Origin of the sequence: Streptomyces sp. Qhu_M48 (genome assembly GCF_051305195.1) — a bacterium.
Lineage (GTDB): Bacteria > Actinomycetota > Actinomycetes > Streptomycetales > Streptomycetaceae > Streptomyces.
Window position 1 is genome coordinate 6,734,388 of record NZ_CP195432.1, and the last position, 12,467, is coordinate 6,746,854.

The window sequence follows — 12,467 nt, forward strand, 5'->3', positions numbered from 1 at the left end:
AGCGTGAAGGGGCACCCCGAATCCGGGGTGCCCCTTCGTCGTGCCGTCACGCGTACGCGTCGAGGTCCTTGATCTGCGAGAACCCCAGCCCGTACGCGCTCATCCCCCGCCCGTAGGCCCCGAGGTGCACCCCCGCGGCGGAACCGGCGAGGACCCACCCGAACTCGGACTCGCGGTAGTGAAACGGCACCGGCACCCCGTCCACGGGGAGCGACAGCGTCGACCACTCCGCTCCGTCGAGGTCGTCGGCGAGTTCGAACGCCGTCTCCGTCTGCTGGTCCAGCCAGTTGTCCCGCGTCGCGTGGTCCAGCGAGGCGGGCCAGGTGTGGACGAGCAGCCCCGAGCCGGCCAGCCAGGCGGCCGAGGAGACGGTGGTGGCATCGAGGACGCCCGTCCCGTCCCCGGTCCGCCGTACGGGGCTCGCGGCCACGGTCACGACGACCGCGAACCGCTCCTTCTCCGCGGCGGTCGCGTCCGACTTTATGGTCGGCGTGTCACCGTGCCCGGTCGACCCGTGCTGCACACTTCCGTCCGCCGCCGTGCCGACCTGCATCAGCCAGCGGGGCCCGGTGAACGCCTCGTCGAGGCCGTACCAGGCGAAGGGCGCGCGCAGATAGCCCTCGGCGGTACGCCGGGCCGTGGGTACGCCCTCCACCCGACTCGTGGTCTCCATCAAGGCCGCCTCCTCGTTCCGTCAACAGAGGGAGGATAGCCACCGGGACGCGTCGAGTCGGTGACAGCCCGTCGTCAGGTCGCGTCGGAGTCGTACGGCGGACGCTCTCCGGTGTCCGGCTTGTCCTGCTTCTTCAGCAGGTCCGGGGTGCCGGTGGAGGAGCCGTTCGCCGGGGAGCCGGAGCCGTTGACGGCCGAGGGCTGCGGCTCACGGCCGTGGACCGCGTCGGCGACGTCGTTCATCTCCTTCTTGAGGTCGAAGGTGCCGCGCAGCTCCTTGAGTTCCCTGAGGTCCTCGTTCTGCTCCATCTGCTTGCGCAGGAACGTCTTCGGGTTGAGGTCCTCGAACTCGAAGTCCTTGAAGTCCGGGCCCAGCTCGCTGCGGATGTCCTCCTTCGCGCTGTCCGAGAAGTCACGTACCTTCCGGACGAAACGCGAGACGTCCTGGATGACCTTCGGGAGCTTGTCCGGCCCGAAGACGAGCACGGCGAGGACGACGAGCGTCACCAGCTCGAGTGCGCCTATGTCGCTGAACACCTAGTAGCTCCTTCATGCCGGTCAAGGGCCCGGTCCAAGGTACCCGCCGAAACTGCCGGACGGGTACCTTGCGGTGTCCCCCACATGGCACTCAGGTGCCCTGCGAGGAGCCGAGCGTCAACGTCTTTGTCAGCTCTTTGCCGTCACGGGTCAGGGTGAGCTCCAGCCTGTCGCCGGGGCGGTGGGCGCGGATCTTCACGATCAGCTCCTCGCCGTTGTGCACCCGCTGTCCGTCGACCTTGGTGATGACGTCCCCGGGGCGGAGTCCCGCCTTCGCGGCCGGGCCGTCGGGCGTGACGGAGGCGGCACCGTCCTTGCCCTTCTCGCCGACGCGGGCGCCGTCGCCGCTGAACTGCATGTCGAGGCTCACCCCGATGACGGGGTGGGTGGCCTTGCCGGTGTTGATGAGCTCCTCGGCGACGCGCTTGCCCTGGTTGATCGGTATGGCGAAGCCGAGGCCGATGGAGCCGGGCTGGGAGGCGTTCTCGCCCTCGCCGGAGCCGCCGGCGGCGCGGATCGCGCTGTTGATGCCGATGACCCGGGCCTTGGAGTCGAGGAGCGGACCGCCGGAGTTGCCGGGGTTGATGGGGGCGTCGGTCTGGAGGGCGTCGACGTAGCTGATGTCGGTGCCGTCGCCCTTCTCGCCACCCGCGGTGATCGGGCGCTCCTTGGCGCTGATGATGCCCGAGGTGACTGTGTTGGAGAGGTCGAAGGGGGCGCCGATGGCGACGACCGGGTCGCCGACGCGCACGTTGTCGGAGTTGCCGAGCGGCAGCGGCTTGAGGCCGGAGACGCCGGTGACCTGGACGACGGCCAGGTCGTAGCCGGTGTCCTTGCCGACGAGCTTGGCGCGGGCGGTCTCGCCGCTGGAGAAGGTCACCGAGATGTCCTCGGAGGACCGGGCCGCGTCGACGACGTGGTTGTTGGTGAGGATGTGGCCCTTGGTGTCCAGGACGAAGCCGGTGCCGGTGCCGGACGAACCGCCGCCCCTGACGTGCAGGGTGACCACGCCGGGCAGGGCGCTGGCCGCGATCCCGGCCACGCTGTCGGGGGCCCGGTCGGTGTCCCCGCCGTCCGCCTGCGGCAGCTCGACGGTGGTGAGTCCGCCGTTCCGCTCGACGTACGCGCCGATCCCGCCGCCGATGACGCCGGTGACGAGCGCGAAGACGAGGGCTCCCGCGACCGCGAGCCCCTTGCGGGACTTCTTCGCGGGCGCGGGCGGGAGTCCGGCCCCGCCGGCTCCCCAGGGGTCGTACTGCACCCAGGGGGCGCCGCTCTGCGGCGGCACGGCCCCGCCCCGCGCGTGCACGAGGGGCTGCGGCTGGGGCTGCCCCTGGGGCGGTACGGGGGGCACATGGGCCTGCTGCGGCGGTACGGGCGCCGGGGGGCGCTGTACGGGCGGCGCGGGCGCCCAGGGCCCGGGCTCGCCGTAGGGCGGCGTCCGGTACTCGTCGGGCGCGTGCAGGGGCTGTGGAGCGGTCTGCGCGGAGGCCGGTTCGGCCGGGGCCCCCGGGGCGTCCACGACGGGGAGGCCCGCGGTCGGAGCCGCGTCCGCCGGGGCGGGAGGCTCGCTCTTGGTCAGCAGGACGGAGGGCGCGGGCGCGGCCTCGGGAACGGGCGCGGGCGCGGGAATCTCGGCGGGTGCGCCGGCCTGGGGCGTCACCGCCGGGTCCGCCGGGTCCGCCACGTACGCCTCGTACGCCTCGTCCGCCGCGGGCCCGACGCCCACGGCATCCCCCGTGTCCGTCACGTCGGCGCCGGCCGGACTCCCGCCCGGAGGCCGGGGCGCGGGCAGCGGGAAGTCACCGTCGCCGTCCTCGACGACGGGGCCGACCCCGCTGCCGGCCCCGGTGACGTCGTCGGCCGGGGGCGGCGAGGGTATCCGCCCCGCCTCCGGTGTGCTCGAAGGCCGGCTCCACCAGTTCGGCTTCCCGTTGCTCATGCTCTCCCCGCAGCCCGCTGACCCGTCCGCGCCCCTTGGGTCGGGCGCCCCTGTCCCTGGATTCAACCAGGTCGCGGGTCAGCGGTGGGAGCCGAGCGGTGTGGTCGTCGGGCTCGGCGCCGGGCTGGGCCCGGGGCCGAAGGCCAGGGGAAGCGCCGGAGCCGTCGGTCGTATGAACGGTGAGAGGGCGAACAGCGACTGGGGGGCCTGGTTCTGGAGGTGCACCGCCACCAGCGGCTCGATCAGGGGACGCGCCGCGCCCGACGGCACCGCGCCCACCGGGACGATGCCCTGGCCGACCGGTGCCACCGGCCCGTGCGGCACCGCCGACGGGGTCCCGGGGGACAGCGGGGCCCCCGGGGTCGCCCGGTTGCCGTCGAAGGACTGGGCGCCCCGCTCGCCGGAGCGCGTGCCCCGGGTGACGGCCGTGCCGCCGCCGGGACCCGTCGCGGTGGCGCGCAACGGGGTGACCGCGGTGCCCGTGCCCTGGCCGCCGCGCGTGCCCGCGTTCACCGAGGCCTCGATCGGCAGGGCGCCGCCGAGGGCGATGGCCGCGAACGAGACCGCGCTGGCCGCGGCGAAGGCGAAGCGTCGCCCGCGGCCGGAGCCGCCGGACGCGCGGTCACCGACGTCGTGGATGCGGAAGCCGGTGTGCGGCGGGTGCGGGCTGACGACGGCCGCCGTGGCGAAGCCGTCGGACTTCACTCCGCCCGTGCCGAGGAGTTCCTCCAGGGGGCCTCTCGGTCCACCGGGGCCTCTCGGTCCACCGGGGCCTCCCGGCTCACCGGGGCCCCCGGGTAGCCCCTGGAGCCGGGCGAGGAATCCCTCCGAAAGGGGTGGGGGCGCCGCGGAGGCGAAGACGCTCTTGAGGGTGCGCTGGGCGTCCGCCTCCGCCTTGCATCGGGCGCAGGTCGCGAGGTGGGCGAGGACCCGCTCACGGGTGTCGTGACCGAGTTCGCCGTCGACGAGCGCGGCCAGCCGGTCCCCGAGGTGGTGCTCAGCGGAGGCCGGTGACGTGGGACGTGTGCCGCTCACGCTGTCCCTGCCTCCCATCCGACGGAGGCCAGGGCGCGCTCCGCCCGGGCCTCGGGGGAGCGGTGCTTGAGGGCCTTGCGCAGGTGGGAGCGCCCGCGGTGGATCCGGCTGCGGACGGTGCCGAGCTTCACGCCGAGGGTCGCGGCGATCTCCTCGTACGACAGTCCTTCGATGTCGCAGAGGACGACCGCGGCACGGAACTCGGGCGCGAGGGTGTCGAGGGCGTGCTGCACGTCGGCGTCGAAGTGGGTGTCGTTGAACACCTGCTGCGGCGAGGGCTCACGGCTGGGCAGCCGCTCGGCGGCGTCGTCGGCGAGCGCGTCGAACCGGATGCGCTGCTTGCGCCGGACCATGTCGAGGAAGAGGTTGGTGGTGATGCGGTGGAGCCAGCCCTCGAAGGTGCCCGGCGTGTACGTCGACAGCGAGCGGAAGACGCGGACGAAGACCTCCTGGGTCAGGTCCTCGGCGTCGTGCTGATTGCCGGTGAGGCGGTAGGCGAGGCGATAGACCCGGCTACTGTGCGTGCTGACGATCTCCTCCCAGGTGGGCGGAGTCCACGCCTGCGATTCCGCATCCGATGCGAAGGTCGCGGTGGTGGGAGCGGAGTCGGTGGAGCGGAATCGGTCAGCGGTGTCGGTCACGGATTTCGGCTCACCAGCCGACCTGAGAAGACGCCGAAGCACTCCTCCCCGATCCACAGGCGCAGCCGCACCTCCCCTGTCGGCTCTGGTGGTGTCCAGCGGAGCCCCTACCATAGCCACCTCGCCCGTTAGCTCCGGATAAGAATCTTTACGCGAATTTGGAACCGGGTCCCCCGGCTTCCTCCTGCCGCGTCCTTCCCCTGGTGAACGCCCGGTCCCATCTGCGGGTTCCCGCTCACAGCGGATACAGTCACCGTTGCGTCAACTACGGGGACAGGAGAGGGCCATTACCGCCAACCGGCAGACGAGCTGGTCGTTCGCCGACGCCTTTGTCGCCGAGAACGACGCTCTGCGCTGGGCCCGGGAGCGGGCCCGGGAGGCAGGGCTGCCCTCGGTGTCCCCGGGCACCGGTGGCGCGCTGCGCCTGCTCGCCGCGACGGCGGACGCGAAAGCGGTGGCGGAGATCGGCACCGGCACGGGCGTGTCGGGCATCTATCTACTGCTCGGGATGCGCCCTGACGGCGTCCTGACGACGGTGGACCTCCAGCCGGAGCGGCAGCAGCTCGCCAAGACGGCGTTCCGCGAGGCCGGCTTCACGGGCAACCGGGCCCGCTTCATCCCCGGCCGGGCCCTGGACGTCCTGCCGCGGCTGGCGGACGGCGGATACGACCTGGTGTTCTGCGACGGCGACCGGCTGGAGTACCTGGACTACCTCGCTGAATCGTTGCGCCTGCTGCGGCCCGGCGGTCTCGTCTGCTTCGAGGGCGTCTTCGCGGACGGCCGCACGGTCGACTCGGCGGCCCAGCCGGCCGAGGTCCAGCGGATCCGCGAGCTGCTGCGTACGGTGCGGGAGAGCCAGGAGCTCATCCCCTCCCTGCTGCCGGTGGGCGACGGCCTGCTGTGCGCGGTCCGCCGGGGCTGAAGCCGTGGCACGGCCGGGTCCGGAGCCGTGGCACCACCGCGCCCGGAGCCGCCGTACCGCCGGTCTCGCCGGGCCGGAACCGCACCGGGCCGGGGCCGGGGCCCCGCGCCGCCTCCCGTACACCCCGCGGACACACCACTGCCCCGGTACGGCGAGCCGTACCGGGGCAGTGGTCAGGATGCGAGGGAAGGGGTCAGCCGACGACCTTCTTCAGGGCGTCGCCCAGTGCCTCGGCCTCGTCGGGAGTCAGCTCGACGACAAGCCGACCGCCGCCTTCGAGCGGAACGCGCATGACGATGCCCCGCCCCTCCTTGGTCACCTCGAGCGGGCCGTCACCCGTCCGCGGCTTCATGGCCGCCATGCTTGTTCCCCTTCCTGAAACCAGCTCTTTGTCAGCCGGGCAGCTCCATGATATGGAGCACGCGTCGCCGGCTTCGAACACATTGCTTCCAGGTCATTATCCCGCATGGCAGGACCCGATGACCAACATCGAATGGCATCGCTTGCGCAACGCGCTCTCTCAAAACCCCACATTTCGGCGATCCGCCTGCGATACTTCGCCGCTTCGCGTCCCCCGGGGCCCCTTCGGTCTTTGACACAGCTCACATGTGCGGGGAGGGTGATCTCCGCCATGCTGTGCTGGTCAACCACGCAATGAGGCGAAGGGAACCCCATGGCCGACACGGTGCTGTACGAGGTGAGCGACGGACTCGCCACCATCACCCTCAACCGGCCCGAGGCCATGAACGCCATGAATGTGGCGACGAAGATCGCCCTCCGGGACGCGGCGGAGACGGCCGCCGCGGACCCCGCCGTACGGGCGGTGCTGCTCACCGCGGCGGGCGAGCGGGCGTTCTGCGTAGGCCAGGACCTCAAGGAGCACGTGGGTCTGCTCATGGCGGACCAGGAGAACGGCACCCGCGAGACCATGAACACGGTCCGCGACCACTACAACCCGATCACCAAGGCGCTCGCCGGCATGCGGAAGCCGGTGGTGGCGGGCGTGAACGGCGTCGCGGCCGGGGCCGGCCTCGGCTTCGCGCTCGCGGCGGACTACCGGGTGGTCGCGGAGACCGCCTCGTTCAACACCTCGTTCGCGGGGGTCGCGCTCACCGCCGACTCGGGCGTGTCCTGGACGCTGCCCCGGCTGATCGGCGCGAGCCGCGCGTCCGACCTGCTGCTCTTCCCGCGCTCGATCGGCGCGCGGGAGGCGTACGAACTCGGCATCGCGAACCGTCTGGTCCCCTCCGCCGACCTGGCCGCCGAGGCCGAGAAGGTGGCCCGCGAGCTGGCGGAGGGTCCGACGGTCGCGTACGCGGCCCTCAAGGAGTCCCTCGCCTACGGCGCCGACCACTCGCTCGCCGAGGCCCTGGAGAAGGAGGAGGAACTCCAGAGCCTGGCGGGCTCCTCGGAGGACCACACGATCGCGGTCCGCGCGTTCGTCGCCAAGGAGAAGCCGAAGTACCTGGGCCGCTGAGCCGGGACGGAACGCGTTCGTACGCGTGGTGGGTGGACGTGAGATCCACTCACCACGCGGACGCACATGACCGGGGGCGGCATCCCGCGCACCGTCGGGTCCTGGTGGCCGCGCGTCTCCGCGGACAACGGCTCGGCCGACCTCCACGCGACGCGTTTCGGGATCGATGACGACCGCGGCGGCGCCGTGCACGTCTTCCGATCCACCGGGATCACCGGCGCGGGGCCGCTCCGCCGCCCCGGGCCAGGCACCCCTCCACGTGGTCGTCGACCAGCCCGCACGCCTGCATCAGGGCGTAGGCCGTCGTGGGGCCGATGAAGCGGAGGCCGCGCTTCTTGAGGGCCTTCGAGAGGGCCGTGGACTCGTCCGTGACCGCCGGGACGTCCGCGACCGTACGCGGCACGGGGCGGTCCGCCGGATCGGGGGCGTACGACCAGATCAGGGTGTCGAGTTCGCCCGGGGACCAGGTGGCGAGCAGTCTCGCGTTGGCGAGGGTCGCGTCGACCTTGGCGCGGTTGCGGATGATGCCCTCGTCCAGGAGGAGCCGCTCGCGGTCGGCCTCGCCGAAACCGGCCACGGAGGCGATCTCGAAGCCGGCGAAGGCGGTCCGGAAGGTCTCCCGGCGGCGCAGGATCGTGATCCAGGACAGGCCCGACTGGAAGGCCTCCAGGCAGAGCCTCTCGAAGAGCGCGTCGTCGCCGTGGACCGGGCGGCCCCACTCCTCGTCGTGGTACGCCACGTAGTCCTCGGCCGACAGGCCCCAGGGGCAGCGCGGCAGCCCGTCGGGGCCCGGTACCGCCCCGCCGGCCGTCATGCCCGGCCGTCCTCTGGGTCACCGGCGACGTCCTTGGTGAAGTCGACGGGGCCGGGTCCGGCCGCGGGACCTCCACCGAGGCCGGGGCCCGCCGCTCCCGCGAGCGCGTCCTCCAGCTCGGCGATCCGCGCGTCCCGCTCGGCGAGTTCGGCGCCGAGGCGGACCAGGACGTCGTCGACGTCCTCCATGCGGTAGCCGCGGACCGCGACGGGAAGGCGGAGCGCCTCGACGTCGGCGCGGTCGACGGGGCGGGCGACCGGGAGGGGGTCGACGAGCTGCTCGGGCGCCACGTCGGGCAGCACCTCGCTGTCGCCGCCGCCGACCACGGCGAGCGTCACCGCGGCCACGACCACGACCATCGTGATGAGCAGAAACCAGAACACCTGCGCGCCTCTCCCCGGAGTGGAATACGTCCCGTGCCGATCGTGCCATGCGTCACCGACAGCTAGGGTCGCAGGCGAACGGACGCGAGGGAGGACAAAAGGGATGCTGCGCTTGGGACGGCGTGAATTCGGGTCGCACGAGCCGGTGATCATGGCGATCGTGAACCGGACGCCGGACTCCTTCTACGACCAGGGCGCCACCTTCCGGGACGAGCCCGCCCTCGCCCGGGTCGAGCGGGCCGTGGCGGAGGGGGCGGCGATCATCGACATCGGCGGGGTGAAGGCGGGCCCGGGCGAGGAGGTGACGGCCGAGGAGGAGGCGCGACGCACGGTCGGCTTCGTCGCCGAGGTCCGCAGGCGCCACCCCGACGTGGTGATCAGCGTGGACACCTGGCGGGCGGAGGTCGGCGAGGCGGTCTGCGAGGCCGGGGCGGACGTCCTGAACGACGCGTGGGGCGGGGTCGACCCCGGACTCGCCGAGGTGGCCGCGAAGTACGGCGCCGGGCTCGTGTGCACGCACGCGGGGGGCGCCGAACCGCGGACCCGGCCGCACCGGATCGCGTACGAGGACGTGATGGCCGACATCCTGCGGGTGACCGTGGGGCTCGCGGAGCGGGCGGTCTCGCTGGGGGTGCGCCGGGACGCGATCATGATCGACCCCGGCCACGACTTCGGGAAGAACACCCGGCACAGCCTGGAGGCGACGCGTCGGCTCGGGGAGATGGCGGAGACGGGGTGGCCGGTCCTGGTGTCCCTGTCGAACAAGGACTTCGTCGGGGAGACGCTGGACCGGCCGGTGAAGGAGCGGGTGCTCGGGACGCTGGCGACGACCGCCGTCTCCGCGTGGCTGGGCGCCCAGGTGTACCGGGTGCACGAGGTGGCCGAGACGAAGCAGGTCCTGGACATGGTGGCGTCGATCGCCGGGCACCGGCCGCCGGCCGTCGCCCGGCGCGGGCTGGCGTAGGAACCCCGGGCGGGGCGGGGCGGCGGAGGACCGCCGTTCCCGCCCCGCGGGCCGCTACTTGCCCGTCTCCTTCGTCACCAGCGCGACCGCCTCTTCCACGTCGTCCGTGACGTGGAAGAGGAGCAGGTCGTGCTCGGAGGCCTTGCCGCCCGCGACGACCGAGTCGCGGAGCCAGTCGACGAGGCCCTTCCAGTACTCCGTGCCGAAGAGGACGATCGGGAAGCGGGTGACCTTGCGCGTCTGGACCAGGGTCAGCGCCTCGAAGAGCTCGTCGAGGGTGCCGAGGCCGCCCGGCAGGACGACGAAGCCCTGCGCGTACTTCACGAACATCGTCTTGCGGACGAAGAAGTAGCGGAAGTTCACGCCGATGTCGACGTGCGGGTTGAGACCCTGCTCGAAGGGGAGCTCGATGCCGAGGCCCACGGAGACGCCCTTGGCCTCCCTGGCCCCCTTGTTGGCCGCCTCCATCGCGCCGGGGCCGCCGCCCGTGATGACCGCGAACCCGGCCTCGACGAGCGCCCGGCCGATCCGCACGCCCGCCTCGTACTCCGGCGAGTCGGGCTTCGTCCGGGCCGAGCCGAAGACGCTGATCGCGCTCGGCAGTTCGGCGAGGGCGCCGAAGCCCTCGACGAACTCGGACTGGATGCGCATGACCCGCCAGGGGTCGGTGTGCACCCACTCCGAGTCACCCTCCGTGTCGAGCAGCCGCTGGTCCGTGGTGCCGGACTGGACCTGGTCCCGCCGCCTGAGCACCGGACCGAGTCGCTGCTCCTCGGGCTTCGCCATTCCCTCGGGAATGCCCATGGCCTGCTCCCTCCGCCGATCGGCGGCCCGTTTCCGGCCGCCAACTGATCTTCTGGTCCGGTCAGCGTAGGACCACAGAGGTGACGAAACGCGAAATTACGGAAGTCAGGCGGTCAGCCAGTCGCGGAGGCGTGCCTCGCAGTGGTGGATCCGCTCGACGGGAACGTGCTCGTCCCGCTTGTGCGCGTAGATGGGGTCGCCGGGTCCGTAGTTGACCGCGGGCACGCCGAGGGCGCTGAAGCGGGACACGTCGGTCCAGCCGAACTTGGGCTGGGCGCTGCCGCCGACGGCCTTCATGAAGGCCTCCGCCGCCGGGTGGGAGAGGCCGGGCAGGGCGCCGGGGCTCTCGTCGTCGACGACGAGATCGGCGATGTCGCAGCCGTCGAAGAACGCGCGGACGTACTCCAGGGCCTCGGCCGGGGAGCGGTCGGGGGCGTACCGGTAGTTGACCGTGACCGTGCAGGCGTCGGGGATGACGTTGGTGGCGACGCCGCCCTGGATCGCCACGGCGTTGAGGCCCTCGTGGTACTCCAGGCCGTCGATGACCGGCTTGCGCGGCTCGTACGCGGCGAGGCGGGCGAGGATCGGGGCGGCGGTGTGGATGGCGTTGGATCCCATCCAGGAGCGCGCGGAGTGGGCCCGCTCGCCCGCGGTGTGCAGGATGACGCGCAGGGTGCCCTGGCAGCCGCCCTCGACCTGGGCGTCGGAGGGCTCCAGAAGGACGGCGAAGTCGCCCTCCAGCCAGTCGGGGTGCGCGGCGGCGATCTTCCCGAGGCCGTTGAGGTCGGCGGCGACCTCCTCGTTGTCGTAGAAGACGAAGGTGAGGTCGCGGTTGGGCTCGGGGACGGTGGCGGCGATCCGCAGCTGGACGGCGACCCCGGACTTCATGTCGGAGGTGCCGCAGCCCCACAGGATGCCGTCCTCGTCGAGCCGCGAGGGCACGTTGTCGGCGATCGGCACGGTGTCGATGTGGCCGGCGAGGACGACCCGCTCGGCGCGGCCGAGCCGGGTGCGGGCGACGACGTTGTTGCCGTACCGGTCGACGGTGAGGTGCGGCAGGGTGCGCAGCGCCTGCTCGACGGCGTCCGCGAGCGGCCGCTCGGTCCCGCTGACGGACGGGAAGTCGACGAGGGCCGCGGTGAGCGCGGCCCCGTCCTGGGTCAGGTCGAGGGGCGCGTCGAGCGGGGTGATGTCAGCCATGTGCCGACCCTAACGCGGCCTCCAGTACGGTGGGCCCCGTGTCCGAGCCCACCCGCCCCGCCCGTCGCGGCCGCCTCGCCCGTTCCGCGGCCGCCTTCGCCGTGCTCCTCGGCCTCGCCTCGTACGTGGCCCTGCACCAGATGACGGGGAGCAAGGGCACCCCCCGGTGCGGTGTGGGCAGTGGCGACAACCGCTACGAGTTCACGCCGGAGCAGGCGTCGAACGCCGCGACGATCTCCGCGGTCGGTACGACCCGGGGTCTGCCGGAGCGCGCGGTGACGATCGCGCTCGCGACCGCGCTCCAGGAGTCGGCGCTGCGGAACATCGAGCACGGCGACCGGGACTCGCTCGGCCTCTTCCAGCAGCGGCCCTCGATGGGCTGGGGGACGCCGGCGCAGATCATGGACCCGGTGTACTCGGCGACCCGGTTCTACGAGGGCCTGGAGAAGGTTCCGGGGTATTCGCGGCTGCCGCTGACGGTGGCGGCGCAGAAGGTGCAGAAGAGCGGTTTCCCGCAGGCGTACGCGAAGCACGAGCCGGACGCCACGCTCCTCGCGGCCGCCCTGACGGGCCGGTCCCCGGCGGCGCTGACCTGTACGGCGAACGAGACGGAGGGGCGGCCGGGCGACCCCGAGCGGGTCCGCGCGGAGCTGGTCCGGGCGTTCGGCGAGAAGGCGGCGCCGGAGGCGGTGACGGCTGGTCCGAGCGCGGACCGTTCGGCGGCCGGGGCTCCGGTGCTCGTGGTGCCGGTACGGGGTGTGGCCGGGTCGGGGACGGCGGGGGCCGGGGCGGACGGCCGGCGCGGCTGGGAGCTGGCGCAGTGGGCGGTGGCGCGGTCGGAGACGCTGCGCATCACCGAGGTCGTCTACGGGGACCGGGTGTGGCGCGCGGGCGAGGCGCTCGGGGGCTGGTCGAAGCTTCCGGCGGCCGAGGCCCCGGACTCCTCGAAGGGGGCGTCCGAGGCCGCGGACGCGGCTGCCGCGGGCGGGGAGACCGTCCGTATGCGACTCGCTCAGTAGCCGGTCACCCGTACGGCGATTCACTCGCCCGTGGCATGGACCCGGTTCGCGTCCGGA

Annotated in this window: 14 protein-coding genes; 4 read left to right on the forward strand and 10 right to left on the reverse strand. The window is 72.8% G+C overall.

Going from position 1 to position 12,467, the window contains the following annotated elements; translation table 11 throughout:
- Window positions 1–46: 46 nt before the first annotated feature.
- The 5 genes from ACRRSS_RS30075 to sigE form a co-directional block, all read right to left on the reverse strand.
- Window positions 47–673, reverse strand: a complete 627-nt coding sequence (locus tag ACRRSS_RS30075) for a hypothetical protein (RefSeq protein WP_435974188.1) — start codon at window positions 671–673, stop codon at window positions 47–49.
- 74 nt (window positions 674–747) lie between these two features.
- Window positions 748–1,209: a sec-independent translocase gene (locus ACRRSS_RS30080; protein ID WP_435974189.1), complete on the reverse strand. Its 462-nt coding sequence runs from the start codon at window positions 1,207–1,209 to the stop codon at window positions 748–750.
- A gap of 91 nt (window positions 1,210–1,300) precedes the next feature.
- Window positions 1,301–3,151, reverse strand: a complete 1,851-nt coding sequence (locus ACRRSS_RS30085; protein ID WP_435974190.1) for a trypsin-like peptidase domain-containing protein — start codon at window positions 3,149–3,151, stop codon at window positions 1,301–1,303.
- A gap of 78 nt (window positions 3,152–3,229) precedes the next feature.
- The gene (locus ACRRSS_RS30090; protein ID WP_435974191.1) at window positions 3,230–4,186 is read right to left on the reverse strand and encodes an anti-sigma factor family protein; all 957 of its coding nucleotides are present in this window, start codon (window positions 4,184–4,186) and stop codon (window positions 3,230–3,232) included.
- The gene (gene sigE, locus ACRRSS_RS30095) at window positions 4,183–4,941 is read right to left on the reverse strand and encodes an RNA polymerase sigma factor SigE (protein ID WP_435974192.1); all 759 of its coding nucleotides are present in this window, start codon (window positions 4,939–4,941) and stop codon (window positions 4,183–4,185) included. Before sigE ends, ACRRSS_RS30090 begins: the two co-directional genes overlap by 4 nt.
- Before the next feature lie 142 nt (window positions 4,942–5,083).
- Here sigE and ACRRSS_RS30100 point away from each other — a divergent pair, with 142 nt between their 5' ends.
- Window positions 5,084–5,749 (forward strand): O-methyltransferase, encoded by a 666-nt coding sequence (locus tag ACRRSS_RS30100; RefSeq protein WP_435974193.1) that lies wholly within the window; start codon window positions 5,084–5,086, stop codon window positions 5,747–5,749.
- Window positions 5,750–5,942: 193 nt separating this feature from the next.
- On the opposite strand, the gene ACRRSS_RS30105 is transcribed toward ACRRSS_RS30100, so the two are convergent.
- Window positions 5,943–6,110, reverse strand: a complete 168-nt coding sequence (locus ACRRSS_RS30105; protein ID WP_009997451.1) for a DUF3117 domain-containing protein — start codon at window positions 6,108–6,110, stop codon at window positions 5,943–5,945.
- A 312-nt stretch (window positions 6,111–6,422) separates the two neighbouring features.
- Between ACRRSS_RS30105 and ACRRSS_RS30110 the strand changes: the two genes are divergently transcribed.
- Window positions 6,423–7,226 carry an enoyl-CoA hydratase/isomerase family protein gene (locus tag ACRRSS_RS30110; protein WP_435974194.1) on the forward strand — a complete coding sequence of 268 codons (804 nt, stop codon included), beginning with the start codon at window positions 6,423–6,425 and terminating at the stop codon, window positions 7,224–7,226.
- 211 nt (window positions 7,227–7,437) lie between these two features.
- On the opposite strand, the gene ACRRSS_RS30115 is transcribed toward ACRRSS_RS30110, so the two are convergent.
- The gene (locus ACRRSS_RS30115) at window positions 7,438–8,040 is read right to left on the reverse strand and encodes a DNA-3-methyladenine glycosylase I (protein WP_435974195.1); all 603 of its coding nucleotides are present in this window, start codon (window positions 8,038–8,040) and stop codon (window positions 7,438–7,440) included.
- Complete coding sequence (locus ACRRSS_RS30120) at window positions 8,037–8,423, reverse strand: hypothetical protein (RefSeq protein WP_435974196.1); 387 nt, start codon at window positions 8,421–8,423, stop codon at window positions 8,037–8,039. Before ACRRSS_RS30120 ends, ACRRSS_RS30115 begins: the two co-directional genes overlap by 4 nt.
- A 103-nt stretch (window positions 8,424–8,526) precedes the next feature.
- On the opposite strand from ACRRSS_RS30120, the gene folP reads away from it, so the two are divergent.
- Entirely contained in the window at window positions 8,527–9,387 is an 861-nt protein-coding gene (gene folP / locus ACRRSS_RS30125) for a dihydropteroate synthase (protein ID WP_435974197.1), read from the forward strand.
- A 54-nt stretch (window positions 9,388–9,441) separates the two neighbouring features.
- Here the strand turns inward: folP and ACRRSS_RS30130 are convergent, their stop codons facing one another.
- Window positions 9,442–10,191: a TIGR00730 family Rossman fold protein gene (locus tag ACRRSS_RS30130; protein WP_435974198.1), complete on the reverse strand. Its 750-nt coding sequence runs from the start codon at window positions 10,189–10,191 to the stop codon at window positions 9,442–9,444.
- A gap of 105 nt (window positions 10,192–10,296) precedes the next feature.
- Window positions 10,297–11,391: a succinyl-diaminopimelate desuccinylase gene (gene dapE, locus ACRRSS_RS30135; RefSeq protein ID WP_435974199.1), complete on the reverse strand. Its 1,095-nt coding sequence runs from the start codon at window positions 11,389–11,391 to the stop codon at window positions 10,297–10,299.
- Between the two features lie 38 nt (window positions 11,392–11,429).
- On the opposite strand from dapE, the gene ACRRSS_RS30140 reads away from it, so the two are divergent.
- On the forward strand, window positions 11,430–12,410 hold the full coding sequence (locus ACRRSS_RS30140) for a hypothetical protein (protein ID WP_435974200.1): 981 nt from the start codon (window positions 11,430–11,432) through the stop codon (window positions 12,408–12,410).
- The last annotated feature ends 57 nt before the right edge of the window (window positions 12,411–12,467 follow it).

Bases quoted from the DNA above. Each gene is read 5' to 3' on its own strand.
- ACRRSS_RS30075 (WP_435974188.1), bottom strand. From the start codon at position 673: ATGGAGACCACGAGTCGGGTGGAGGGCGTACCCACGGCCCGGCGTACC.
- ACRRSS_RS30085 (WP_435974190.1), bottom strand. From the start codon at position 3,151: ATGAGCAACGGGAAGCCGAACTGGTGGAGCCGGCCTTCGAGCACACCG.
- sigE (WP_435974192.1), bottom strand. From the start codon at position 4,941: ATGGTAGGGGCTCCGCTGGACACCACCAGAGCCGACAGGGGAGGTGCG.
- ACRRSS_RS30105 (WP_009997451.1), bottom strand. From the start codon at position 6,110: ATGGCGGCCATGAAGCCGCGGACGGGTGACGGCCCGCTCGAGGTGACC.
- ACRRSS_RS30110 (WP_435974194.1), top strand. From the start codon at position 6,423: ATGGCCGACACGGTGCTGTACGAGGTGAGCGACGGACTCGCCACCATC.
- ACRRSS_RS30115 (WP_435974195.1), bottom strand. From the start codon at position 8,040: ATGACGGCCGGCGGGGCGGTACCGGGCCCCGACGGGCTGCCGCGCTGC.
- folP (WP_435974197.1), top strand. From the start codon at position 8,527: ATGCTGCGCTTGGGACGGCGTGAATTCGGGTCGCACGAGCCGGTGATC.
- ACRRSS_RS30130 (WP_435974198.1), bottom strand. From the start codon at position 10,191: ATGGGCATTCCCGAGGGAATGGCGAAGCCCGAGGAGCAGCGACTCGGT.
- dapE (WP_435974199.1), bottom strand. From the start codon at position 11,391: ATGGCTGACATCACCCCGCTCGACGCGCCCCTCGACCTGACCCAGGAC.